Below are 21,922 nucleotides of genomic sequence, written 5' to 3'. Positions count from 1 at the left end.
TATCATGCCGCGATGTCGATGCCCGATTCGCTGCTGCCTGCCTCATCACCGCCCCTGCCCAGTGCGGCCGATGTCGCGCGCGGGATCGGCCGGCTGTTTGCCCGCAACGATATCTGGTGCCTGGGCGAGATGCCGCTGCGCTGCGGCCGCCGCGCCGACCTGATGGGGGTGGATGCGCGCGGGCAGATCATCATCGTCGAGATCAAGGTGGCCAAGGCCGATCTGCTGGGCGATGCCAAGTGGCCCGACTATCTCAATTATTGCGACCGGTTCTACTGGGGCCTTGCCCCGCACCTCGATCGCGCCTGCATGGACACCGATGCGTTCCGCCCGGATCTGTGCGGGCTGATCGTGGGCGATGGCTATGACGCGGAAATCCTGCGCCCCGCGCCAACCCGGCGGCTGGCCGCGCCGCGCCGCAAGGTGGAGACCGAGCGGCTGGCGCGCGCCGCGCTGCGCCGGGTGGTGACGCTGGCCGATCCGCACACCCGGCAGTGGGGCCAGGATTTCGATAGCTGACGCGCCGTCAGGGGCGCTCGCCCAGCGGGAGATAACGCCGCGCGCCGCTGACGGGATCGAACCACACCGCCACCGGCTGCCCGGTCTCGCTGTCGATCTCGCGTTCACCGGTATCCTGCCAGCGCCCCGACGTACCCATGGCCTGCCCGCTGCCGCGCCGGTAGCGCCCTTCCACCAGCACGCTGGCGACGATCAGCCCGCCAACCGCCACCAGCGCGATGCCACCGGGATCGACGGTGCACAGGGCGATCCCGCCCAGCGCCACCGCCCCGCCCAGCACCAGCGCCGTGGTGCGCGCGACCGGGCTCATGCGCGGACGAGCCGCACCGCCGTGCCATAGGCGACCACTTCATTCATGGTCTGGCCGATCGATCCCGAATCGAAACGCATCATCACCACCGCATCGGCCCCCATCAGCCGGGCGTTCATCACCAGACGATCGACCGCCTGCCGCCGCGTATCCTCTACCAGCGCGGTATATTCCTTGATCTCGCCGCCGATGATCGTGCGCAGGCCGGCGATGATATTGCCGCTGAGCCCCCGGCTACGCACGACGACGCCGAACACCTGCCCCAGCGTTTCGGCGGTCTGATGGCCGGCGACATTCTCGGTAGTGGAAACGATCATGGCCTTATCCTCCCTGTCCGGGGCGGAGCCTATACGTCCGGTGCGGTTCCGCCAAGCGTGACGCCGGGTCTGCGTGCAGGCAGGGCCGCAACAACCGCCCGCTTTCCCGCGTCGTCAAGGGTAGACCACGCCGCGATCTCGTTGATCGTGCGCAGGCAGCCCCGGCACCAGCCGGTTGCCGGGTCGAGCACGCAGACACCGGTGCATGGGGAAGGAACGTGCGCCATGCGGGGCGCAAAAGCACTCCGCGCCGCCGCTGGCAAGCAGAGACATCCGTGCCCAGCCGCGCAATCTTCTTGCGCAGTTGCACAATGTGCGTTAGAGGCGGCCCCGGAAACCGGCGTGCGGGCCCTCAGGCTCGCCGCAATCCGCGCAGCGTGACGTCACGGCGAGACATGCCCTGACCGGCCCGGACGAGCGGCTTTTCACCGATCAAGCTTCCTTCCTCACGCAGGGTCGCCCGACTGAACCCTGCCGCGCGCTGCCGATATCCGGCGCGATTGCCCGGAATGTTGCGCGCCGCATCCTTTTCGAAAGATACCTATGTCCTATTTCACCGACCTTGGCCTGGCCGAGCCTATCCTGCGTGCGCTTGGTGCCAAGGGTTATGCCGATCCCACTCCGATCCAGCGCCAGGCGATCCCCGCCCTGCTCGAAGGGCGTGACCTCCTGGGCATCGCCCAGACCGGCACCGGCAAGACCGCCGCGTTCGCGCTGCCCTCGCTCCACCGCCTGTCCGAAGACATCAAGCCGCGCCCCAATGCCGGCTGCCGCATGCTGGTGCTTTCGCCGACGCGCGAACTGGCGGCGCAGATCGCCGAGAACATGCGCGGCTATGCCAAGTTCCTCAACCTCACCGTACAGTGCGTGTTCGGCGGCGTCCCCGTGGGCAAGCAGGCCCGCGCGCTGGAGCGCGGCACCGATGTGCTGGTCGCCACCCCCGGCCGCCTGCTCGACCTGATCGACCAGCGCGCGCTGACGCTGCGCCATGTCGAGATCTTTGTGCTCGACGAAGCCGACCAGATGATGGACCTCGGCTTCATCGTCCCGCTCAAGCGCGTTGCCGCGCTGCTGCCCAAGAAGCGCCAGAGCCTGTTCTTCTCGGCCACCATGCCGCAGGCGATCGCGGACCTCGGCCGCCAGTTCATCAACGATCCGGTGCGCGTCGAAGTGGCCCCGCAATCCACCACCGCAGAACGGGTGGAACAGTACATCACCTTCATCAACCAGGCCGAAAAGCAGGCGCTGCTCACGCTCAGTCTGCGCGCGGGGCTGGCTGACGGATCGATGGACCGCGCGCTGGTGTTCACCCGCACCAAGCACGGTGCCGATCGCGTGGTGCGCCATCTCGTTTCCGCCGGCATCTCCGCCGCCGCCATTCACGGCAACAAGAGCCAGGCGCAGCGCACCGCCGCGCTGGGCGGGTTTCGCCAAGGCACCGTGCGGGTGCTGGTCGCCACCGATATCGCCGCGCGCGGGATCGACGTTTCGGGCGTCAGCCACGTCTACAACTACGAACTGCCCAACGTGCCCGAACAGTACGTCCACCGCATCGGCCGCACCGCGCGCGCCGGGGCGGATGGTGTGGCGATCAGCTACTGCGCGCCGGACGAAAAGCCGTACCTGCGCGACATCGAGCGCCTGACCCGCGTGAAGTGCGAGCCGCTGGCCCTGCCGGAAGATTTCCAGAAGCAGGCTGCGGGGCTGCCCGCACCCGCCCGCAAGGCCGCCGAACCGCAAGGTGATCGCCGCAACGCGCCCGCCGGTCGTCGCCGTGAAGGTGGCGAACAGCGCCGCGATGGTCGGGGCGATCGCCCCCGCCATGATGATCAGCGTTCTGACGGCCAGCGTCGCGAAGGCGGCGAACCGCGTCGTGACGGCCGCAGCGATGCGCCGCGCGGCGAACGCCGCGACCACGCGCCTGCCGGCGGCGAAGGCGGCGAGGGCCAGCGTCCGCGCCGGTTCCGCCCGCGCGGCCCCAAGGGCATGGGTGCTCACAAGGGCGCGGTCCGCCGCGCCGGCTGAGGCCTGACCTTCAACCACCGCGCTCAAGGATAACAGGGCGGATCGCGACGGGCACAGCCTACGCGCGGTCCGCCCTTTCCTTGTCGGCTACCGGCGCTTAAGCCCCGATCATGGCCACCGCTTCCCTCCTGCCCGCCACGATCGGTTCCGCCATCGCCATGACGGCGATCGTCGGCGTGCGCTATCTGGCAACCTCGGGTCTGTTCGCGTGGATCACCGGGCGGGTCCGGCCCGGCCACCATGCCGGCCTGCAACCGCAGATCCGCCGCGAAATCGGCTGGTCTCTCCTGTCCTGCGCGATCTATGGCATTCCGGCCGGGATCGTAGCCTGGGGCTGGCAGGCGCGCGGCTGGACGCGGATATACCGCGATCCGGCGGCCTATCCCTGGTGGTGGCTGCCGCTGTCGCTGCTGGTCTATCTTTTCCTGCACGATACATGGTTCTACTGGACCCACCGCTGGATGCATCGTCCGGCCCTCTTCCGCATCGCCCACGCCGTGCATCACGACAGCCGGCCGCCCACCGCCTGGGCGGCGATGAGCTTTCACCCGATCGAAGCGTTGACCGGGGCGATCGTCGTCCCCGCGCTGGTCTTCGCGATCCCGATCCATATCGGCGTGCTCGGCCTGGTGCTGCTGGTCATGACGATCATGGGGGTGACCAATCACATGGGCTGGGAAATCTTCCCGCGCGCGCTGGTCCATTCGCGGGTGGGCGGCTGGATCATCACCGCCAGCCACCACCAGCGCCATCACGAAAGCTACCGCTGCAACTACGGGCTTTACTTCCGCTTCTGGGACCGGGTTTGCGGGACCGACCGGGGGATTGCGGAATTTATCAGCGCCGCCTAGGCCAAGCGGGTGACCGACGCCGCCGCACCCGAGCTTCCCACGACATTCTCGCCCCTTCGCTATCCGGTGTTCCGCGCGATCTGGCTGGCCAACCTGTTTTCCAACCTCGGGGCGGCCATGCAATCCGTCGGTGCCGCCTGGCTCATGACCGACCTCACGGCATCGAACCAGCTTGTCGCGCTGGTGCAGGCATCGACCGTGTTGCCGATCCTGCTGCTGGGACTGTTCGCCGGGGCCATCGCCGATAATCACGACCGCCGGCTGGTCATGCTGTGTTCGCAGGTCGGCATGCTGGCGATCTCGGCGGTGCTGGCGATCGTGACGTACTCCGGCCTGATCTCGCCGATGCTGCTGTTGATCTGCACGCTGGGCGTCGGCGTCGGCACCGCGCTCAATGCTCCGGCGTGGCAGGCTTCGGTTCGCCAGCAGGTGCCGCCGCGCCACCTGCCTGCGGCGATCGCGCTCAATTCGCTGTCGTTCAACGTGGCCCGTTCGATCGGGCCCGCGCTCGGCGGTCTTGCGATTTCCTTGTGGCATGTCCCGGCGGTGTTCCTGCTCAATGCCGTGAGCTACGTGGGCCTTATTGGGGTGCTGTTGTGGTGGAAGCCGCCCTCGCGCGCTGCTGCCAAACAGCCCATGCTTCCGGCGATTTGGATCGGCATCACCCATGTGCGAGGTTCCGGGCCGCTGCGCGCCATCATTCTTCGCGGGCTGGCGCTGGGCATCTGCATGACAAGCTTTCAAGCGCTGCTTCCACTGGTGGCGCGACTTTCGCTTCACGGATCCGAGCGCGATTTCGGGCTCCTGCTCGGCGCGTTCGGTATCGGCTCGATCTGCGTCATCCCGCTTCTACCGATGATGCGACGCTGGTTCGGCATCGAGGGGGTGGTGACAAGTGGCGTGATACTGTCCGCCCTTGCATTGACCCTGGCGGCGCTGGCACACCATACCCCGCTGGCGCTGCTCGCCGCGCTGTTCGCCGGGGCCGGCTGGGCGACAACGCTCGTCACGCTCAACACCGCGATGCAGATGCGCTCGCCCGACGAGATATTCGGCCGATGCCTGTCGATCTTCCAGGCCGTGACGTTCGGCGGGATGGCGCTGGGTTCCTGGCTGTGGGGCGCGCTGGCCGACCGAGGCGGCGTCTCGTTTGCGCTGCTGATATCAGCAGCGACGCTGATTGCACTCCAGGTCGGGCTACGCGTCCGCCTACGGTTGCCGCGCGTCGGCGAAGGGGTCATCCCCGTGGCCTGATCGGCGCGCCGCCCCGCGCGCGCGTCCAAAAAAGAGCAGGTCCGTTTTGCGGCCATCTCGCCACGCACTTAAGCGTTAATTTACCACAACGGGCCAATATGCATGGGATTGAGTCTGGTTGGGGTGCCTCATGGATAGTTTGCGCGGTCCGTTTTCCGATAGAGGCGAGCCCGATTCGGGCGCGTCACTTGAGGAAAATCCGATCGAACGGGTGCCCCCGCCGATGTTCGGCCGGGATGAGCGGCGCATGCAGGTGCGGGCCTACAACTTCTGGGCCGGCCTGCTCGACGACCGCAGTTTTCCCGACATTGCCCGGCTGCGTCCGGAAGAACTGCCCGATTTCGGCCCCTTCGGCATTCTTCTCGATTTCACCGACGGTATCGAGAACCCCGGCATCGCCTTTCTGGGCGAGGAGATCGCGCGCGAGTGCGAGGTGCAAGGCCCGATCCGGACGCTGGCCGATGTGCCCAGCCGATCGCTGCTGTCGCGCATTACCGACCACTACATGCAGATCCTCGCCAACGCCGCGCCGATCGGGTTCGAAGCCGAATTCGTCAACCAACGCAACGCGACGATCCTCTATCGCGGCATCCTCATGCCGTTTTCGAGCGACGACCAGACGATCGATCACATCTTCGGGGTCATCAACTGGAAGGAGATGAGCGCCCCCGCCGTCGGCGCACTCGAACTGTCCGAAGCGGACGTCATCCCTCAGGACCAGCCGCTGCACCCGCGCGAGGAAGCGCCGATGGCGGAGTGGGCCGACGGCCCGGTCTCGCTGGGCGGCAGCAGCGGCGGGTACGGCGCGGACCACCCCTTCCCCCAGCCCGAATTCGGCGTCCCCGGCGGACTGACGATCGACGATTATCCCATCGAATTTGCCGCCGGCGCGGCCCTCGCCCCCGAAGACATGGGGCTGGGCGACTGGCTGGCCGAAGCCCGCGACCTCGCAAGCCAGGCGCTGCGCAGCGAAGACCGGTCGCGCGCCGCGCTCTATGCCGCCGTCAGCCGGGCCTGGGACTTTGCCCTGGTGGCGCTGGCCTACCCGGAAGACTTTGCGGAACTGGCAGAGGATGCCGGGGTCACGCTTAACGAGCGGGCCCCGTTGACGCCGGTGGTCAAGCTGGTGTTCGGCGCGGATTACGACAAGACGCGGCTGGCCGAATTCGCCGCCGTGCTCGCCCATGCGCAGCGCCTGGGCCTCGGCACCGGCGCGCTGGAAGCGCTGCTGGCCGAAACGCCGGGCGGCCTCAAGGCCGTGGTGCGCGCGGAACGTCGCCTGCGCCGGCTCGACAAGGGCGAGACCGGCGACGCACCGCACGATCGCGTGCTGACCCGCCTGCGCGCACTGGAACCCCGCCCGCTTGCCGACCTTGGCCGCCAGGGCGAATTCTCGCTGCTGGTGGCGCGGCGGCTGGACGATGGCACGCTGGTGATGCTGGGCGAAGTGGCCGACGATGCCGGCCTGCTCGACAAGGCCGCCCGCCACCTCATCGACTGATCGGCTGTCGACCGGGCTTGCCGGTCAACCCCTCGCTCGCCTACAGCGGATGCTGCGGCACGGCCTGCGCTTCAGCGCCGGTTCAGCCGCCGCCACCGCATGAGGGGACGATGGTCTTGCTGCGCAATCTGCCCCGCTCCTGTGCCGCGGTTCTGGCTTCGCTGGCCGTACTGGGCTGGTCAGCCACGCCCGCGAGCGCGCAATCGATCCTGCGCGATGCGGAAACCGAAGCCCTGTTCCGCGACATGGCGACCCCGCTGGTCAAGGCCGCCGGGCTTGATCCCAAGAACGTGGATGTCGTGCTGATCAACGACAACTCGGTCAACGCCTTCGTCGCCGGCGGACAGGCGGTCTACGTCCATGCCGGGCTCATCAACGAGGCTGACAGCGCCGAACAGGTGCAGGGCGTGATCGCGCACGAACTGGGCCACATCACCGGTGGCCACGCGGTCTACAATCCGGGCGGCAAGGCGGCGACCAACATCTCGATCCTCTCCCTCCTGCTGGGCGCGGCCGCCGCGGCGGCAGGCGGCGGCGAAGCGGCGATGGGCGTGCTGATGGCGGGGCAGCAGGCGGCGATGGGCAAGTTCCTTGCCTACAACCGCTCGCAGGAAGCCAGCGCCGACGCCGCCGGAGCGCAGTATCTTTCCACCGCCGGAATCAGCGGACGGGGTTCGCTCGAATTCTTCAAAAAACTGCAAAGCCTTGAATATCGCCACGGCTATACCCGCAACGAGGAATCGGAGTTCTATTCCAGCCACCCGATGACGGCGGACCGGATCGCCACCCTGACCGATACCTACGAGCATGATGCGGCATGGACCAAGCCCGCCGATCCCGCCCTGCAGGCCCGCTTCGTACTCGCCAAGGCCAAGCTGTTCGGATACCTGGCCGAGCCGAAGGACACGCTGCGCGTCTATCCGGTCACCGACAACTCGCTCCCGGCCCACTATGCCCGCGCCTATGCCTATCACAAGGACGCGCAGATCGACCGCGCCAACGCGGAAACCGCCGCGCTGATCGCGGCGGAGCCGGACAACCCCTATTTCCTCGAACTGGACGGACAGATCCTGCTCGAGTCGGGCCGCCCGGCAGAAGCGCTGGCCCCGCTGCGCAAGGCCACCGCGCTGACCGGCAACCAGCCGCTGATCGCCACCACCTTCGGCCACGCCCTGATCGCGACCGAGGACCCGAAGAACTATGCCGAGGCCGAACAGGTGCTGCGCGCCGCCGTGGGCCGCGATCGCGAGAACCCGTTTGCCTGGTACCAGTTGGGCGTGATCTACGCGGCCCGGGGCGACCTCCCCCGCGCCCGCCTTGCCAGCGCCGAGCAGCAGGTGCTTTCGGGCGACATGGCGCAGGCGCTGGCCAGCGCGCAGGCGGCCGAGCTGGGGCTGCCGACCGGCTCGCCCGACTGGCTGCGGGCGCAAGACATCGAAATGCAGGCGCGGGCCGAAATGGAACGCGACAAGAAGCGGCGCTAGGCCGCACATCAAGGGCTGACGAATGGGCACGGGCAAAGTTGTGGCAATGGTGGCCGGTATCGGTCTGGTGGCGGTGGGCGCGGGCTGGTTCGGCCAGGGGATGGCGCGCAAGGCGGTGGAGGGCGTGGTCCACGACTACATCCTCGACCACCCGGAAATCCTGCCCGAAGCGATGGAGCGGCTTCAGGCCAAGCAGACCGGCTCGCAACTGGCCAGCGTGCGCCAGAGCGTGGAAACCCCGTTTCCCGGCGCGGTGCTGGGGAACCCGCGCGGCAGCGTGACCATGGTCGAATTCACCGATTACGCCTGCGGTTATTGCCGCCGCAGCCTGCCCGACGTGGCCGAACTGCTCAAGCGCAACCCGGACTTGCGCATCGTCGTGCGCGAGCTGCCGATCATCGCCGAGACCAGCCCCGCCGCCGCGCGCATGGCCCTCGCCGCCGCTGCGCAGGGGCGCTACGCCCAGTTCCACGATGCGATGTTCGCCGCCGGCCAGATCGATCGCGGCTCGATCGAAGCGGCCGCCCGCAGCGCCGGGGTGGACCTTGTCGCTGCCGCCAAAGTCGCCGGCAGCGCCCCGGTGGAGCAGGAACTGCAGCGCAACTTCGATCTTGCCAGCAAGCTCGGCTTCAGCGGCACGCCAAGCTGGATCGTGGGGGACCGGCTGATCGCCGGCGCGGTGGGCGTGGACCAGCTTGCCGAAGCGGTGGAGGAAGCGCGCAAGGCGCAGGGCAAAAACGCCCCGGCAGGCTGAAGCGTGGACAGAACCCTGACCGCCGCCGCCGCTGGTTTCCGCTTTGCGCGGTTTTCGGATAGTCAGGCGCGATGAGTGTCCTGCCGATCCAGCCGATCCCCTTCTTCGCCGACAAGGACAGGGCCTTCTGGCGGCTGCAAATGGTCGGCTGGGGCGGGGCGATGCTGCTGCGCACGATGTCGCAGATCGCCAACAACCTGCCGTTCGCCTCACTGATCCTGGTCCTGATCGCCACCATCACCGGGTTTTCGATCAGCCTGGTGCTGTCGGTGATCTATCGCACCCTGATCGACCGGTCGGCGCTGATGACGTGGGGGCTGACGATCATCGTCCTGCCTTTCGCGGTGGGCCTCCATGCCTTCATCGACGCCTGGGTCTGGTCGCTGTGGCGCACGGACGGCGATGCCAGCTTCACGCAGTTGTTCCTGGGCGTGTTCTACCTGGATGCGACGCTGCTGGGGGCGTGGACCGCGCTCTATTACATGGTGAACTTCTACCTGCGGATCGAGGAACAGAACGATCAGTTGATCCAGCTCGAAAATCAGGCGACCAGCGCGCAACTGGCGATGCTGCGCTATCAGCTCAACCCGCATTTCCTGTTCAACACGCTGAATTCGATCTCCACGCTGGTGCTGCTCAAGCAGACCGAGCCCGCCAACGCGATGCTATCCCGGCTGTCCTCATTCCTGCGCTATACGCTGGTCAACAAGCCATCCGCCCGGGTCACCGTGGCGCAGGAGGTGGAGACGCTCAAACTCTACCTCGATATCGAGCGGATGCGGTTCGAAGAGCGGTTGCGCACTACCTTCGCGATAGATCCCGCCACCGAAACCGGACTGCTGCCGTCGCTGCTGCTGCAACCGCTGGTGGAAAACGCCATCAAGTATGCCGTCGCCCCGCAGGAGAGCGGCGCCGAGATCACGATCGCGACGCAGCTTGTCGGCCCCGTGCTTCGGATCACCGTGTCCGATACCGGCCCAGGCTTGCAAAGCCCCACGACCGACAACAGGTTATCGGGAATGAGCTACGACGGAGGGGAACCTGTCAGCACCGGCGTCGGCCTGTCGAATATCCGCGACCGGCTAAGCCAAGCCTATGGCGAACGCCACCGCTTCGAGACGCTGGAGCCGCCGGAAGGTGGCTTTGCGGTGCTGATCGAAATCCCCTTCGAAAGTCGCGAAGAACCTGTCCCCGGCACTCCGGTGGGGCAGCTTGAGAGCGCCGTCAGTTTATGACCGCCTTGGCGCAACCTTTCCTCCCAGCAGGCGTTTATGACGCCGGAGATTTGCCCGAATGACTATCCGAACCATCCTTGTCGACGACGAGAAGCTCGCCATTCAGGGGCTGCAGTTAAGACTGGAAAAGTATCCCGACGTCGAGATCATCGGCACCTGTTCGAACGGCCGTGAGGCTATCCGCGCGATCAAGACCGAAAAGCCGGACCTTGTCTTCCTCGACATCCAGATGCCGGGGTTCGACGGCTTTTCCGTGGTCAAGGGGATCATGGAGATCGAGCCGCCGCTGGTGGTCTTCGTCACCGCCTATCAGGAACACGCGGTGCGGGCCTTCGAGGCCAATGCGGTCAACTATCTGATGAAGCCGGTGGACGAGAGCAAGCTGGACGATACTCTTGCCCGGGTGCGCCAGCGGCTGACGGAAAAGCGATCGACCGAAGAGGCTGAAAAGCTCAAGAGCGTGCTGGCCGAAGTGGCCCCCGACGCCGTCGATCAGGTGGGCGAAGAGGCGGAGCCGGGCGCGGACCGCTATGAAAAGCTCATCAACATCAAGGATCGCGGCCAGATCTTCCGCATCGATGTCGATTCGATCGAGCATATCGAGGCTGCCGGCGATTACATGTGCATCCGCACCGCCGACAACTCACTGATCCTGCGCGAGACGATGAAGGACCTGGAGCGCCGGCTCGATCCGCGCGTGTTCCAGCGCGTTCACCGCTCTACCATCGTCAATCTCAATCAGGTCCGCCAGGTCAAGCCGCATACCAATGGCGAATGCTTCCTGGTGCTGGATTCGGGCGCACAGGTAAAGGTGAGCCGCAGCTACCGCGACGTGATCGCCCGGTTCGTTCATTAGAGCCAAGCCCACAAACCTGACGCATCCCCGTTCGTGTCGAGCGCAGTCGAGACACGTGGGCGCTGTGGTTTCCGTGTCTCGACTGCGCTCGACACGAACGGAACTGTTGGTTCTGACAAACGCACGATGGTTTAAGCGCCCCGCACCCTCTCGACAAAAGCCCGCGCCGGGCCGAAAGGGCTGCCATGACTTCGTTTCATCTGGACGGCTTCGATGTCGAGGCTTTCGTGCGCGCGACGCTTGACGAGGATCTTGGCGTCGGCCTGCCCGGCGGTGGGCGCGACGTCACCTCGGAAAGCGTAATCAACGCCGATATGCGGTTTTCCGGAGTGATGGATTCGCGCGATGCGATCACCGTTGCCGGGCTGCCCATCGCCGCTGCGTTTTTCCGTACACTCGATCCGGCGATGGAGATCGAGATCCTCGCGGCTGAGGGGGCGCAGGTCGAACCCGGCACCGATCTGATGCGGCTGAACGGCAATGCCCGCGCCATGCTGACGGCGGAACGCAGCGCGCTCAACACCGTGCAGCACCTTTCTGGCGTGGCCACCCTCACCCGCCAGTATGTCGATGCCATGGGCGGACATGCGACCCTCCTCGACACGCGCAAGACCATCCCCGGACTGCGGCATTTGGAGAAATACGCAACGCGCATGGGCGGCGCGAAGAACCACCGCATGGGCTTGTGGGACGCCGCGATGATCAAGGATAACCACGTGCTGGTCGCGGGCGGCGTCGGCCAGGCGGTCGGCAGCGCGCGGGCCGCCGGCGTGTCGCAGATCATCTGCGAGGTGGATCACCTCGATCAGATCGAACCGGCCATCGCCGCCGGGGCGCACCACCTGCTGCTCGACAACATGGCCGCTGAGACCCTGCGCGAGGCGGTAGCACTCGTCGCCGGGCGGGTGCCGACCGAGGCTTCGGGCGGAGTGAACCTCCAGACCATCGGTGCCATCGCTTCCAGCGGCGTCACCTATGTCTCGGTCGGCCGCCTGACGCAAAGCGCGCCCGCTGCCGACATCGGACTGGATTTCACGCCGCTGTGAAGCGCTCGCCGGCACCCAGACCTGTATTGCTCGCCGGCCGATATATCGCGCTCAGCGGACTGTTCGGGTTTCTGAACGTTCTTTTGAATTACAACTACTTTCGAGCAGAGGCGATAGCACGTCGCAGCGCAGCCGCAGGTCCACTAATAGGCAGCATGATCGTGCTGCTCTTATCATTGATTTACTGGTATTTTCTTGTCCGACGCGCAAGCAATATCGTACGATGGCAGATCCTGATCTTCACCGTTCTGGGGGCCTTTTCTACCGTCGTGAACATAATCGCCGGTGCTTATCCCTACATCGGCATACTCCAAGTGTTGATGTCCTTGTTGGCATGGGTGACCAGCATCGCGGCTTGTGTCTACCTATGCGCACCGGAGGCGCGCGACTGGCTTGCCTCGCGGGGCAACCGGGCCGCACGCGACTCTGCAATTTTCGACTGAAATGAAGCGGCTGGTCTTTTGCGGACTGATGACTGCGGCGCTGACGGCATCGGTGCCGGCTCTAGCCCAAGCCTATCAGTGCGCCCTGCCGCCCCGCATCGCCCCGCCGGCCCCGGTGCGCCCGGATGGCCCGCCACGCCGGACGGCGGTGGGCGGCTACACCCTCGCCGCAAGCTGGTCGCCAGATTACTGCAAGATGAGCGGGGACTCTGCCTCGATGCAGTGTTCGGGTCGTTCCGGACGCTTCGGCTTCATCCTGCACGGCCTGTGGCCCGAGGCGCGCTCCGGCCCGCCGCCGCAGTGGTGCGGGGATGGCAAGCCGCCTGCCCCCGATCTGCTGCGCCGGCACTTGTGCATGACCCCCTCGGCCGGGCTGCTGGCGCACGAATGGGCCAAGCACGGCAGTTGCATGACCGCCCGGCCGCAGACCTATTACAAGGTATCGGCGATCCTGTGGCGGTCGGTGCAGTGGCCGGATGCCGATCGCCTCTCGCGTCGGCCGGGCCTGACCGCCGGCGATCTGCGGCGCGACTTCGTCGATGCCAATCCGTCGTGGCGGATCGAACAGGTGGGCGTCGATGCCAGCCGCACCGGCTGGCTGCGGGCGATCCGGCTGTGTTATGACCGGCGGTTCATGCCCCGGCGCTGCCCCGCCGCGCAGTTCGGGCCCGCTGACACCCAGCCGCTGCGCATCTGGCGCGGGCTGTAGGTCCTATCGCCGCTGCTGGAAGAATGACCGCAGCATCTGCGCTGCCGGGGCTTCGCCGATGCCGGGATAGACCTCCGGTCGGTGCAGGCACTGCGGCTGGTCGAAAACCCGCGCCCCGTGTTCCACCGCGCCGCCCTTGGGATCGGAGGCACCGTAGTAGAGGCGCGCGATCCGGGCGTGGACGATGGCCCCGGCGCACATCGCGCAAGGTTCCAGCGTGACCCACAACTCGCAGCCGTCCAGCCGTTCGTTACCCAGCGCCAGGGCGGCGGCGCGAATCGCTTCGATCTCGGCATGGCTGGTGGGATCGTGGCGGGCGCGCGGCGCGTTGCGACCGGTGGAAATCACCACTCCGTCCCGCATGATCACCGCGCCGATCGGCACTTCCCCGGAATCCGCCGCCTTGCGGGCTTCCGCAAGGGCCTGGAGCATCGGTTCGGGCAGGGGCCAGCGCGTCATTCCCTTCCGCTAGCGCCCGAAAAGCGCCCGTGCAACTTGACCTTGCAGGGGTGAATCGGTAAGGGCGCGCCTTCCCGTGGCACGTCAGGTGCCTAGGCCACAGAATTTCGAGCGAGAGTTTATCATGTCCCGCGTCTGCGAACTCACCGGCAAGAGCCGCCAGGTCGGCTGCAACGTCAGCCACGCCAACAACAAGACCAAGCGCGTCTATCTGCCCAACCTGCAGAATGTCACGCTGATGTCCGACGGGCTGGAGCGCAGCTTCAAGTTCCGCGTGTCGACCCACGGCCTGCGCTCGGTCGAGCACAACGGCGGCCTCGACAACTGGCTGCTCAAAACCTCTGACGAAAAGCTGTCGCTGCGCGCCGTCAAGGTGAAGCGCGAGCTCAAGAAGAAGCAGGCCGCCTGATTCCGCCGGCACCTCACCGGGTGCCAGCGTTTGGACGGACTTGAAAAGGCGCGCTGACCACCGGGTCGCGCGCCTTTTTCCGCGTCTGCCGCCATCGTAACCTTGCGCCGTGATTTAACGTCAGACCATCGGTCCCGTGAACAGCAGCGGGTCCAGCCGGGCATCGCCCCACTTCATGCTCCAGTGGAGGTGCGGGCCGGTGGCGCGGCCGGTCATGCCGATGCGGGCGATCACCTGCCCCTGCCACACCACATCGCCTTCCTTCACCAGCAGTTGCGAGCTGTGCAGGAACGCGCTGTTCAGGCCCATGCCGTGGTCGAGCATCAGGAGGTTACCCTCCAGCGTGAAGGGGCGTTCGGCGGCCAGGATCACCACCCCGTCGGCCGGGGCGACGTAGGGCGTGCCGCTGGCACCGGTGGCTATATCAAGGCCGGAATGATAGGCTCCCGGCTCGCCGCGATAGACGCGCTGCGAGCCGAACTTGCCGGAAATGCGGCCCTTTGCCGGCCACATGAATTTCTGACGCCACCCCTGCGCCCCGGTCTGCAAGGCGCGGGCAGCGGCGATGCGGGCCAGTTCGGGGGCGCGGATGGCCATGAAATCGTCGGTCGGCCCGCCGCCGCGCCGGGCGATGTTGACGTTTTCGATCTGCCAGGCCCGCGGTGCCACGGTCAGCGGCAGTTCGGCGGTGCCGCCCGTTTCGAGCTGCGCGGTCAGCAGCGCGGCGGGGCGGGCATCGCGATCGAAGGCGATCAGGAACATGCCGTCATCCGCCAGCGCCACCGGCCGCCCGTCGAGCGACAGCGCCTGCCCGGTGGTCCGCCCGCGCAGCCAGCCGCCCTGTGTCAGCGCGCCGGGCAGGAGCAGCTCGATCGGCTTGGCCGCAGCAGTGGCAGACGGCAGGATCAGCCCGCGCCCCTGGCGCAACGCCAGCAGGCCACCCGCAAGGCCGGCCGCAGCCAAACCGAGCGACTGGCGACGGCTGGCCATCACACTTCCCCGAGCAGACGCCGTGTCGCGATGGCGCAGGAGGCATAGGCCTCCTGCCGTTCAACGTCCCAGTAGCGCAGGGCGTCCAGCGATATCGCCTCGCCGCTGACGGCGCAGGCCACGAACGAGCCTGCGCGCAGCACGCGAAAGCCGTTGGGACCATATTCAAGCACGGCCGGGTTGCCGGCGGGATGGGAAAATCCGGAAGTCGTCTTCAGCATGGCGGCATTCTATCAGAGGCGCGGGATCAAAACAAATCGCCCTGAAGCGATCCGCCCGGCGGCGGCGGCGATGCGGGCTTGCGCGACGCAGCCGGGCGGGCCGCTGGCGGCGCGGCACCGATCGCGACATCGAGGGCACCGTCGGCGAACTCCAGCGTCAGCCGCGCCTCTTCGGCGGCGGCGGCGCGGCTCGATACGACATGGCCATCGGCCCGCCGCACCAGCGCATAGCCGCGCTCCAGCGGCTTGCGCGGGTCAAGCTGCGGCAGCACCCGCTTCATCGGCTCCAGCCGCCCTGCCGCGCGTTCCCACTGGCGCACCAGCAGGGGCACGCTCAGGCCAGTGCGCGCCAAGCGCTGGCGTCCGGCTTCCACGCGGTGAAGCAGCAGCGGCGCAGAGAGTCGCGCGCCTACCGCATCGAGCCGGCGGTGGCGCGCGCCCGCAAAGTCCTTGAGCCCGCGCCGCAGCCGCTCCGCCAGTTCATCAAGCCGCTGCGACCGGGCGGCCAGTACCGCCTCGGGCCGGGGCAGCCGCCGCACGCGCGCTTCCAGCCGCTCGCGACCGAGCTGGACGGGGCGGGTCACGCTGCGCCGCTGGCGATAGGCCAGTTCATCGAGCTGGGCGTAGAGATCAGCGCGCACCGGCACCGCCATCTCGGCCGCCGCCGTCGGCGTGGGGGCGCGGCGATCGGCCGCATAGTCGCACAAGGTGGTATCGGTCTCGTGCCCGACCGCCGAGATCACCGGGATCGTCGATTCGCCGACCGCGCGCACCACCACTTCTTCGTTGAAGGACCACAGGTCTTCTATCGAGCCGCCACCGCGCGCAACGATGACGATATCGGGGCGCGGCACCGGGCCATCGACCGGCAGCGCGGAAAAGCCGCGCACGGCATTGGCGACCTGCGCCGCAGCGCCCTCACCCTGAACCAGCACCGGCCAGACCAGCACCCGGCTGGGGAAGCGGTCCGCGAGCCGGTGCAGGATATCGCGGATCACCGCCCCGGTGGGGGATGTGACGACGCCGATGACGCGCGGCAGGAACGGCAGCGGGCGCTTGCGTTCGGGCGCGAACAATCCCTCATCCGCCAGCCGTGCGCGCAGCTTTTCGAGCAGCGCCAGCAGCGCCCCCTCCCCCGCGATCTCCATCGTTTCGATGACGATCTGGTATTTCGAGCGGCCGGGGTAGGTCGTCAGCTTGCCGGTGGCGATCACTTCCACGCCGTCTTCGGGGCGAAACGCCAGCCGCTGCGCCCCGCCGCGCCACATCACCCCGTCGATCAGCGCCTTGTCGTCCTTCAGGCAGCAGTAGAGGTGGCCCGAAGCCGCGCGCTTGACACCGGAAAGTTCGCCGCGCACCCGGACATAGGCGAAGCGATCCTCCACCGTGCGCTTGAGCAGCGCGGAAATCGCGCTGATCGACAGCGGCTCGGCGTTGTCGCCGGCCCTCGGCTTCGCTACCAGCCCCCCGGAACGATCATCTTCGAACGGGTCGGAATCGAAAGGCGACGGCATGAATATCCTACTTCTGGGCTCGGGCGGACGCGAACATGCGCTGGCCTGGAAGCTGGCGCAATCCCCGCTCTGCGATACCCTGTGGGCCGCGCCCGGCAATCCCGGCATCGCCCAGACGGCATCGTGCCTCACGCTGGACGCCACCGATCATGACGCCGTGATCGCCTTTTGCGAGGCCAATGTCATTGGCCTCGTCGTCATCGGCCCCGAAGCGCCGCTGGTCGATGGCCTGGCCGATACCTTGCGCGATGCCGGGTTCGCCGTGTTCGGCCCGAACCAGGCCCCGGCCCAGCTTGAAGGGTCCAAGGGTTTTACCAAGGACCTTTGCGCTCGCGCCGGGATTCCCACCGGCGGTTACGAACGGGTGTCGAGCGAGGCGACGGCGCTGGCCGCGCTGGACCGGTTCGGCGCGCCGGTCGTCATCAAGGCAGATGGCCTGGCCGCCGGCAAGGGCGTGACCGTGGCGATGACGATGGCCGAAGCCGAAGCCGCCGTGCGCGATATCTTCTCCGGCAAGTTCGGCGAAGCGGGGGCCGAAGCCGTGATCGAGGAATTCCTCGACGGCGAGGAAGCCAGCTTCTTCGCCCTGACCGACGGAGCGACGATCGTGCCTTTCGCCTCGGCGCAGGACCACAAGCGGGTCGGCGATGGCGATACCGGCCCCAACACCGGCGGCATGGGCGCGTACAGCCCGGCCCGGGTGCTGACGCCGGCGCTCGAAGCCGAGGTGATGACCAAGATCATCGCCCCCACCGTAAAGACCTTGGCGGACGAGGGCATGGCCTATTCCGGCGTGCTGTTCCTTGGCGTGATGCTGACCGCAAAGGGGCCGCAGCTCATCGAATACAACTGCCGTTTCGGTGATCCAGAGTGCCAGGTCATGATGATGCGGCTGCAATCCGATCTCGTCGAACTGCTCCACGCTTGCGCCGAGAACCGGTTGGCGGCGATTGCAGCGCCCCACTTTTCCGATGCGCCGGCGCTCACCGTGGTGATGGCGGCCAACGGCTATCCCGGCACGCCGGACAAGGGCGGCGGGATCGCCAACATCGAAGCGGCAGAGGCCGATGGCGCGCGGGTGTTTCACGCCGGTACCACCCTGAAGGATGGTGCACTGGTCGCCAGCGGCGGGCGGGTGCTTAATGTCACCGCTACCGGGGCCACGGTAACCGAAGCACAGAAGCGTGCTTATGCCGCCGTCGACGCGATCGATTTTCCCGGCGGGTTCTGCCGCCGCGACATCGGCTGGCGCGAAGTCGCGCGCGAACAGGCCGGGGGCTGAACCCGGTGCGCGCCAGCCCCGATGCCGTCCTGAAGCTGTCGCTGGCGGTAGCGGCTGTCCTCGCCGGCAGCGGCATCGGGTATTACTACGGCGTTTTCCTGCCCGATCAGGCGCGCGAGGCCGGCCGGCGCGCCGATGCCGCCGCCACCGCACAAGCGGACGCGCGCCAACAGGCCGCCCGCGATCAGGCCAGCGCTGAACAGGGCCGCCAGCAGGCTTATCAGGACTGCGTGAACCTGGCGGAACTGGGCTATCGCAACCGCTGGAACACCAGTTGCCGCGCCCAGCGCCAGCGCGATCTGGCGGCGCTGGCTGACTGCGAAGACGATTTCTTCCGCACCAAAGCCGGCTGCGCGCAGGATTTCCCCGTGCGTTCGGGCCGCGATTGCGAACTGCCGGGCGATGCCGCCGCCGCTTATGCCGCCGACCTCGATCGCGAAAAGGCGGTCTGCGCCCAATCGTTGCAATCGACGGGGATTACGCCGGGCGGAGGGTGAACGGGTCGCTTCTCCGCCGTGCGCCGCATCGGCGACGCCCCGGTCACGCTTTGAGCGGGGCCGCGTTTTCTTCCAGTATCCGGGCGACCAGCGCGAGCCGCCGAGCATCGTCGCGGGCGAAGTGTTCGCGCGGCTCACGCCGTTTCGCAGCGTCCAGCGCCGTCACCACCTGCGGCCGGGTGAAGCCGCGTTCCACCATCCATTCACCCAGATAGCGCACCGCGAACGGCGGCTTGCGCCCGACCCCGTGCGCCAGCAATTCAAGCCAGAAGGCGTCGAGATCGGCATCGGCGTAGACGTCGCAATCGGCCGCAAACTCGGCCATTTCGGCCAGCACGAGTTCGGCGGGAAGGCCCTTCCGATCGAGCATCTCGCGGCTGATGCGGTGCAGCGCCTCCGCCTCGTCCGACCAGTCCCAGTTGCGCCATTTGGGCAGCGGATAGATCAGCCAGGCGCGGCTTTGCCCGTCGGTGCGGGCCAGCGCCACTTCGATGGGGTAGGACTTGCCGAATTGCGGCAGGCAGCTTGCCTCGAAGTCGATCAGCACGATGTCGCGCAAGCTTGGACCTTTCGTTTGCCGCGCCATCCGCGCAGGCGGTTAGGTGATCAGCCCGGCCAGCGCCCGGATATCCGCTTCAGGCCGCGCGCCATAGTGCGAGATCACTTCGGCGGCGCAGATCGCCCCCAGCCGCAGGCACTGCTCCATGTTCGTGGCGCGCACATGACCGAACAGGAACCCGGCGGCGAACAGGTCTCCGGCACCGGTGGTATCGACGACATGGCTGACCGGCTCGGCATCAACGCACGACATCGCGCCCTGTGCCACCGCCACCGCGCCTTTTTCGCTGCGGGTGACGACCAGCACCGGCACCTTGGGCGACAGCGCATCGAGCCCGGCCTGAAAATCGTTGAGCCCGGTCAGCGCCGCCAGTTCCGCCTCGTTGGCGAACAGGATATCGATCTGCCCGGCGTCGATCAGCGCACGGAAATCATCGCCGTGGCGGGCGATCACGAACCCGTCGGACAGGGTGAAAGCCACCTTGCGCCCGGCATCGCGGGCGGCGGCGATGGCGGCGCGCATGGCGGCGCGCGGCTCTTCCGGGTCCCACAGGTAGCCTTCGAGATAGAGGATCGAGGCGCTGGCGATGAGATCGAGGTCCACCGCAGCGGCCGGCAGGAACTGCGACGCGCCAAGATAGGTGTTCATCGTGCGCTGGCCGTCGGGCGACACGAAGATCAGGCACCGCGCGGTCGGCGGATCGCCGGCGCGCGCGGGGGTGGCGAAGGTAATGCCGCCGGCGCGGATGTCGTGCGCGAACACCTCGCCAAGCTGATCGTCCGCTACTTGGCCGATGAACCCGCACCGCGCACCCAGCGCGGCAAGGCCGGCCAGCGTGTTGGCGGCCGACCCGCCCGAAATCTCCCGCGCCGGGCCCATCCGTTCGTAGAGTTCGTGCGCCTGCGCCGTATCGATCAGGGTCATCCCGCCCCGCGTCATGCCCAGTTCGGCGATCAGCGAATCTTCGCACGGAGCCATGATATCGACGATGGCATTGCCGATGGCGACGACGTCGAGAAGGGGCTGGGTCATGATGGGCAGTGCATCCGGTCAGTGTGCGGTCCGACGCGCCTAGCGCGCGCTCCGGCGTGGTGCAAGCAGCCGCGCTTGACAGGCGGGGGTACGCGGGCGATGCCGCGCCCGAGAACACAATGACCAGACAGATCCCCGCAAATACCCTGAACGCCCGGCGTTTGCCCGCCCGCTCCCGGCTCCCGCTTGCCGCCGCGCTGACCGCGGCCCTCGCGCTGGCCGGCTGCAACAGCACCGTTGTCCCGGTGGCATCGACCCCGCGCCCGGCGGCGGGCGGCGGCGGCCTCGCCCCGGTGCGCCCTCCAAACCGCACCACCCCGCGCGATCCGGCGTTCCAGAGCATTCCCGGGCTGGAGGACGTGATCGGTGCCAGCCAGGGCCAGCTCACCCGCCTGTTCGGCACCCCCCGGCTCGATGTGTGGGAAGGCGATGCCCGCAAGCTGCAGTTCACCGGCACCGCCTGCCTGCTGGACATCTACCTCTACCCCACCTCGCGCAGCCGTGAGCCGCTGGCGACCTGGGTCGATGCCCGGCGCGGTTCGGACGGCCAGGAAGTGGATCGCGCCGCCTGCGTCGCCGCGCTCAAACAGCGATAGGCAAACAGCGACAGGCGGCGCGCTTAACCGACAATTAGGCTTGGCGCTGTAGACACGGTCCCGAAATTCGGGGGACCTTGTAGCGATGAGCATGCATTTCAGCGACGTGGCGCGGCAGGCGATGGCCGATGGTGCGATCAGTGCCGAGGATGTGCTCGCCCTGCGCCGCGCCGGTTGGGCAGACGGCCAGATCGCGCCGGAAGAGGCCGAGGCGATCTTCGCGATCAACCACCGGCTCGATCAGCCTGCGGCCGAATGGGTTGATTTCTTCCTTGAGGCGATGGGCGAATATGTCGTCAACCAGCTCGAACCGCGCGGCTATGTCACCGATGAGCAGGCGCGCTGGCTGATCTCCCGGATCGAGCAGGATGACAAGCTCCATTCGCTGACCGAACTGGAACTGCTGGTCCGCGTGTTCGAAAAGGCGCTGGACGTGCCCGAAGGCCTGCGCACCTTCGCGCTCGAACAAATCGAGCGTGCCGTGCTGACCGGCGACGGTCCCACTCGCTGCGGTGGCCGGCTGGACAAGGGCAACGTCACCCTGGCCGAAGCGCGGCTGCTGCGGCGTATCCTGTTCGCCAGCGGATCGGATCGCCCCGCCGCCATCAGCCGCCGCGAGGCCGAGCTGCTGTTCCGCCTCAAGGACGAAACGCTGGGCGCGAACAACGATCCGGAATGGAAGCGGCTGTTCGTGCAGGGCGTGGGCAACTACCTCCAGGGCTTCGCCAGCGACAGCGCGCTCAGCCGTGATCGCACCGCGCAACTCGAAGCGTTCATGAACGACACCAGTTCCTCGGTCGGTGCCTTCATGGGCCGGGTGGTCCGCTCCGTCGGTGCGCCCAATCGCATGGGCAAAGTGTTCGGCCGCAAAGCGTCCACCCCCTCGCTCGATCATCTGGTCGATCAGGCGCGGCAGGTGACCGGTGACGAGCAGGCCTGGCTGGATCGCCACATCGACGCGAACGGCGTGGTCGACGAATACGACGAAGCCTTGCTCGAATTCCTCGCCGAAGGTTAAAGCCCAGTATATGAAATCTGGATCACTCTCCGTTCGTATCG

General features: G+C 67.3%; 26 protein-coding genes. 17 read left to right on the top strand and 9 right to left on the bottom strand.

The window, feature by feature from the left end; translation table 11 throughout:
• Positions 1–18 precede the first annotated feature (18 nt).
• Positions 19–519 (top strand): MmcB family DNA repair protein, encoded by a 501-nt coding sequence (locus IE122_RS01910; protein ID WP_373299101.1) that lies wholly within the window; start codon positions 19–21, stop codon positions 517–519.
• A 7-nt stretch (positions 520–526) separates the two neighbouring features.
• Here the strand turns inward: IE122_RS01910 and IE122_RS01905 are convergent, their stop codons facing one another.
• From IE122_RS01905 to IE122_RS01895, 3 genes are read right to left on the bottom strand one after another with little or no spacing between them, the layout of a single operon-like run.
• Positions 527–829, bottom strand: a complete 303-nt coding sequence (locus IE122_RS01905) for a hypothetical protein (protein ID WP_189619389.1) — start codon at positions 827–829, stop codon at positions 527–529.
• Positions 826–1,146 carry a YbjQ family protein gene (locus IE122_RS01900; RefSeq protein WP_189619388.1) on the bottom strand — a complete coding sequence of 107 codons (321 nt, stop codon included), beginning with the start codon at positions 1,144–1,146 and terminating at the stop codon, positions 826–828. Before IE122_RS01900 ends, IE122_RS01905 begins: the two co-directional genes overlap by 4 nt.
• A 29-nt stretch (positions 1,147–1,175) precedes the next feature.
• Positions 1,176–1,373 carry a DUF1289 domain-containing protein gene (locus IE122_RS01895; protein WP_189619387.1) on the bottom strand — a complete coding sequence of 66 codons (198 nt, stop codon included), beginning with the start codon at positions 1,371–1,373 and terminating at the stop codon, positions 1,176–1,178.
• Between the two features lie 316 nt (positions 1,374–1,689).
• Here IE122_RS01895 and IE122_RS01890 point away from each other — a divergent pair, with 316 nt between their 5' ends.
• The 11 genes from IE122_RS01890 (at position 1,690) to IE122_RS01840 (ending at position 13,304) form a co-directional block, all read left to right on the top strand.
• On the top strand, positions 1,690–3,171 hold the full coding sequence (locus IE122_RS01890) for a DEAD/DEAH box helicase (protein WP_189619386.1): 1,482 nt from the start codon (positions 1,690–1,692) through the stop codon (positions 3,169–3,171).
• Between the two features lie 110 nt (positions 3,172–3,281).
• A complete protein-coding gene (locus IE122_RS01885; protein WP_189619385.1) occupies positions 3,282–4,022 on the top strand; it encodes a sterol desaturase family protein in 741 nt (246 codons plus the stop codon).
• A gap of 9 nt (positions 4,023–4,031) precedes the next feature.
• On the top strand, positions 4,032–5,276 hold the full coding sequence (locus IE122_RS01880; RefSeq protein WP_189619384.1) for an MFS transporter: 1,245 nt from the start codon (positions 4,032–4,034) through the stop codon (positions 5,274–5,276).
• A 223-nt stretch (positions 5,277–5,499) separates the two neighbouring features.
• Positions 5,500–6,777, top strand: coding sequence for a PAS domain-containing protein (locus IE122_RS01875; RefSeq protein WP_229813632.1), 1,278 nt, complete (start codon positions 5,500–5,502; stop codon positions 6,775–6,777).
• A 110-nt stretch (positions 6,778–6,887) separates the two neighbouring features.
• Complete coding sequence (locus tag IE122_RS01870) at positions 6,888–8,261, top strand: M48 family metalloprotease (protein WP_189619382.1); 1,374 nt, start codon at positions 6,888–6,890, stop codon at positions 8,259–8,261.
• Positions 8,262–8,283: 22 nt separating this feature from the next.
• A complete protein-coding gene (locus IE122_RS01865) occupies positions 8,284–9,015 on the top strand; it encodes a DsbA family protein (RefSeq protein ID WP_189619381.1) in 732 nt (243 codons plus the stop codon).
• A gap of 71 nt (positions 9,016–9,086) precedes the next feature.
• The gene (locus tag IE122_RS01860) at positions 9,087–10,250 is read left to right on the top strand and encodes a sensor histidine kinase (RefSeq protein WP_189619380.1); all 1,164 of its coding nucleotides are present in this window, start codon (positions 9,087–9,089) and stop codon (positions 10,248–10,250) included.
• A 58-nt stretch (positions 10,251–10,308) separates the two neighbouring features.
• Positions 10,309–11,106: a LytR/AlgR family response regulator transcription factor gene (locus IE122_RS01855; RefSeq protein WP_189619379.1), complete on the top strand. Its 798-nt coding sequence runs from the start codon at positions 10,309–10,311 to the stop codon at positions 11,104–11,106.
• Positions 11,107–11,291: 185 nt separating this feature from the next.
• Positions 11,292–12,152: a carboxylating nicotinate-nucleotide diphosphorylase gene (gene nadC / locus IE122_RS01850; protein WP_189619378.1), complete on the top strand. Its 861-nt coding sequence runs from the start codon at positions 11,292–11,294 to the stop codon at positions 12,150–12,152.
• 155 nt (positions 12,153–12,307) lie between these two features.
• A complete protein-coding gene (locus tag IE122_RS18300; RefSeq protein ID WP_229813631.1) occupies positions 12,308–12,595 on the top strand; it encodes a hypothetical protein in 288 nt (95 codons plus the stop codon).
• Between the two features lie 28 nt (positions 12,596–12,623).
• The gene (locus tag IE122_RS01840; RefSeq protein WP_189619731.1) at positions 12,624–13,304 is read left to right on the top strand and encodes a ribonuclease T2 family protein; all 681 of its coding nucleotides are present in this window, start codon (positions 12,624–12,626) and stop codon (positions 13,302–13,304) included.
• A 3-nt stretch (positions 13,305–13,307) separates the two neighbouring features.
• Here IE122_RS01840 and IE122_RS01835 read toward each other — a convergent pair whose 3' ends face one another.
• Entirely contained in the window at positions 13,308–13,763 is a 456-nt protein-coding gene (locus tag IE122_RS01835) for a nucleoside deaminase (protein ID WP_189619376.1), read from the bottom strand.
• A 124-nt stretch (positions 13,764–13,887) separates the two neighbouring features.
• On the opposite strand from IE122_RS01835, the gene rpmB reads away from it, so the two are divergent.
• Entirely contained in the window at positions 13,888–14,172 is a 285-nt protein-coding gene (rpmB, locus tag IE122_RS01830) for a 50S ribosomal protein L28 (protein ID WP_189619375.1), read from the top strand.
• Positions 14,173–14,292: 120 nt separating this feature from the next.
• Here the strand turns inward: rpmB and IE122_RS01825 are convergent, their stop codons facing one another.
• From IE122_RS01825 to xseA, 3 genes are read right to left on the bottom strand one after another with little or no spacing between them, the layout of a single operon-like run.
• The gene (locus IE122_RS01825) at positions 14,293–15,162 is read right to left on the bottom strand and encodes a M23 family metallopeptidase (protein ID WP_189619374.1); all 870 of its coding nucleotides are present in this window, start codon (positions 15,160–15,162) and stop codon (positions 14,293–14,295) included.
• A complete protein-coding gene (locus tag IE122_RS01820; RefSeq protein ID WP_189619373.1) occupies positions 15,162–15,383 on the bottom strand; it encodes a DUF2093 domain-containing protein in 222 nt (73 codons plus the stop codon). The genes IE122_RS01825 and IE122_RS01820 overlap by 1 nt, the downstream gene beginning before the upstream one ends.
• A gap of 26 nt (positions 15,384–15,409) precedes the next feature.
• Entirely contained in the window at positions 15,410–16,897 is a 1,488-nt protein-coding gene (gene xseA, locus IE122_RS01815) for an exodeoxyribonuclease VII large subunit (RefSeq protein ID WP_189619372.1), read from the bottom strand.
• Between xseA and purD the strand changes: the two genes are divergently transcribed.
• Positions 16,896–18,179 (top strand): phosphoribosylamine--glycine ligase, encoded by a 1,284-nt coding sequence (gene purD, locus IE122_RS01810; RefSeq protein WP_189619371.1) that lies wholly within the window; start codon positions 16,896–16,898, stop codon positions 18,177–18,179. The two genes, xseA and purD, sit on opposite strands and share 2 nt — an antisense overlap.
• Before the next feature lie 5 nt (positions 18,180–18,184).
• Positions 18,185–18,676 carry a hypothetical protein gene (locus IE122_RS01805; RefSeq protein WP_189619370.1) on the top strand — a complete coding sequence of 164 codons (492 nt, stop codon included), beginning with the start codon at positions 18,185–18,187 and terminating at the stop codon, positions 18,674–18,676.
• A gap of 43 nt (positions 18,677–18,719) precedes the next feature.
• Here IE122_RS01805 and IE122_RS01800 read toward each other — a convergent pair whose 3' ends face one another.
• Together IE122_RS01800 and IE122_RS01795 are read right to left on the bottom strand one after the other, a co-directional pair.
• Positions 18,720–19,235: a 3'-5' exonuclease family protein gene (locus IE122_RS01800; protein ID WP_229813630.1), complete on the bottom strand. Its 516-nt coding sequence runs from the start codon at positions 19,233–19,235 to the stop codon at positions 18,720–18,722.
• Between the two features lie 39 nt (positions 19,236–19,274).
• Entirely contained in the window at positions 19,275–20,267 is a 993-nt protein-coding gene (locus IE122_RS01795; protein ID WP_189619368.1) for an adenosine kinase, read from the bottom strand.
• A 119-nt stretch (positions 20,268–20,386) separates the two neighbouring features.
• Between IE122_RS01795 and IE122_RS01790 the strand changes: the two genes are divergently transcribed.
• Both IE122_RS01790 and IE122_RS01785 read left to right on the top strand, forming a co-directional pair.
• Positions 20,387–20,863: a hypothetical protein gene (locus IE122_RS01790; protein WP_189619367.1), complete on the top strand. Its 477-nt coding sequence runs from the start codon at positions 20,387–20,389 to the stop codon at positions 20,861–20,863.
• An 85-nt stretch (positions 20,864–20,948) separates the two neighbouring features.
• On the top strand, positions 20,949–21,881 hold the full coding sequence (locus IE122_RS01785) for a hypothetical protein (protein WP_189619366.1): 933 nt from the start codon (positions 20,949–20,951) through the stop codon (positions 21,879–21,881).
• Positions 21,882–21,922: the final 41 nt, after the last annotated feature.

This window comes from Novosphingobium colocasiae, assembly GCF_014652555.1.
GTDB classification, from domain to species: Bacteria; Pseudomonadota; Alphaproteobacteria; order Sphingomonadales; family Sphingomonadaceae; genus Novosphingobium; species Novosphingobium colocasiae.
Note: the sequence above shows the minus strand (reverse complement) of the source record. Positions and strands in the feature narration are given on the sequence as shown.

What these genes read in the sequence shown, in the direction of transcription:
- IE122_RS01910 (WP_373299101.1), top strand. Translation starts at nt 19, where the DNA reads ATGCCCGATTCGCTGCTGCCTGCCTCATCACCGCCCCTGCCCAGTGCG.
- IE122_RS01905 (WP_189619389.1), bottom strand. Translation starts at nt 829, where the DNA reads ATGAGCCCGGTCGCGCGCACCACGGCGCTGGTGCTGGGCGGGGCGGTG.
- IE122_RS01900 (WP_189619388.1), bottom strand. Translation starts at nt 1,146, where the DNA reads ATGATCGTTTCCACTACCGAGAATGTCGCCGGCCATCAGACCGCCGAA.
- IE122_RS01895 (WP_189619387.1), bottom strand. Translation starts at nt 1,373, where the DNA reads ATGGCGCACGTTCCTTCCCCATGCACCGGTGTCTGCGTGCTCGACCCG.
- IE122_RS01890 (WP_189619386.1), top strand. Translation starts at nt 1,690, where the DNA reads ATGTCCTATTTCACCGACCTTGGCCTGGCCGAGCCTATCCTGCGTGCG.
- IE122_RS01885 (WP_189619385.1), top strand. Translation starts at nt 3,282, where the DNA reads ATGGCCACCGCTTCCCTCCTGCCCGCCACGATCGGTTCCGCCATCGCC.
- IE122_RS01875 (WP_229813632.1), top strand. Translation starts at nt 5,500, where the DNA reads ATGTTCGGCCGGGATGAGCGGCGCATGCAGGTGCGGGCCTACAACTTC.
- IE122_RS01870 (WP_189619382.1), top strand. Translation starts at nt 6,888, where the DNA reads ATGGTCTTGCTGCGCAATCTGCCCCGCTCCTGTGCCGCGGTTCTGGCT.
- IE122_RS01865 (WP_189619381.1), top strand. Translation starts at nt 8,284, where the DNA reads ATGGGCACGGGCAAAGTTGTGGCAATGGTGGCCGGTATCGGTCTGGTG.
- IE122_RS01860 (WP_189619380.1), top strand. Translation starts at nt 9,087, where the DNA reads ATGAGTGTCCTGCCGATCCAGCCGATCCCCTTCTTCGCCGACAAGGAC.
- IE122_RS01855 (WP_189619379.1), top strand. Translation starts at nt 10,309, where the DNA reads ATGACTATCCGAACCATCCTTGTCGACGACGAGAAGCTCGCCATTCAG.
- nadC (WP_189619378.1), top strand. Translation starts at nt 11,292, where the DNA reads ATGACTTCGTTTCATCTGGACGGCTTCGATGTCGAGGCTTTCGTGCGC.
- IE122_RS18300 (WP_229813631.1), top strand. Translation starts at nt 12,308, where the DNA reads ATGATCGTGCTGCTCTTATCATTGATTTACTGGTATTTTCTTGTCCGA.
- IE122_RS01840 (WP_189619731.1), top strand. Translation starts at nt 12,624, where the DNA reads ATGACTGCGGCGCTGACGGCATCGGTGCCGGCTCTAGCCCAAGCCTAT.
- IE122_RS01835 (WP_189619376.1), bottom strand. Translation starts at nt 13,763, where the DNA reads ATGACGCGCTGGCCCCTGCCCGAACCGATGCTCCAGGCCCTTGCGGAA.
- rpmB (WP_189619375.1), top strand. Translation starts at nt 13,888, where the DNA reads ATGTCCCGCGTCTGCGAACTCACCGGCAAGAGCCGCCAGGTCGGCTGC.
- IE122_RS01825 (WP_189619374.1), bottom strand. Translation starts at nt 15,162, where the DNA reads ATGGCCAGCCGTCGCCAGTCGCTCGGTTTGGCTGCGGCCGGCCTTGCG.
- IE122_RS01820 (WP_189619373.1), bottom strand. Translation starts at nt 15,383, where the DNA reads ATGCTGAAGACGACTTCCGGATTTTCCCATCCCGCCGGCAACCCGGCC.
- purD (WP_189619371.1), top strand. Translation starts at nt 16,896, where the DNA reads ATGAATATCCTACTTCTGGGCTCGGGCGGACGCGAACATGCGCTGGCC.
- xseA (WP_189619372.1), bottom strand. Translation starts at nt 16,897, where the DNA reads ATGCCGTCGCCTTTCGATTCCGACCCGTTCGAAGATGATCGTTCCGGG.
- IE122_RS01795 (WP_189619368.1), bottom strand. Translation starts at nt 20,267, where the DNA reads ATGACCCAGCCCCTTCTCGACGTCGTCGCCATCGGCAATGCCATCGTC.
- IE122_RS01790 (WP_189619367.1), top strand. Translation starts at nt 20,387, where the DNA reads ATGACCAGACAGATCCCCGCAAATACCCTGAACGCCCGGCGTTTGCCC.
- IE122_RS01785 (WP_189619366.1), top strand. Translation starts at nt 20,949, where the DNA reads ATGAGCATGCATTTCAGCGACGTGGCGCGGCAGGCGATGGCCGATGGT.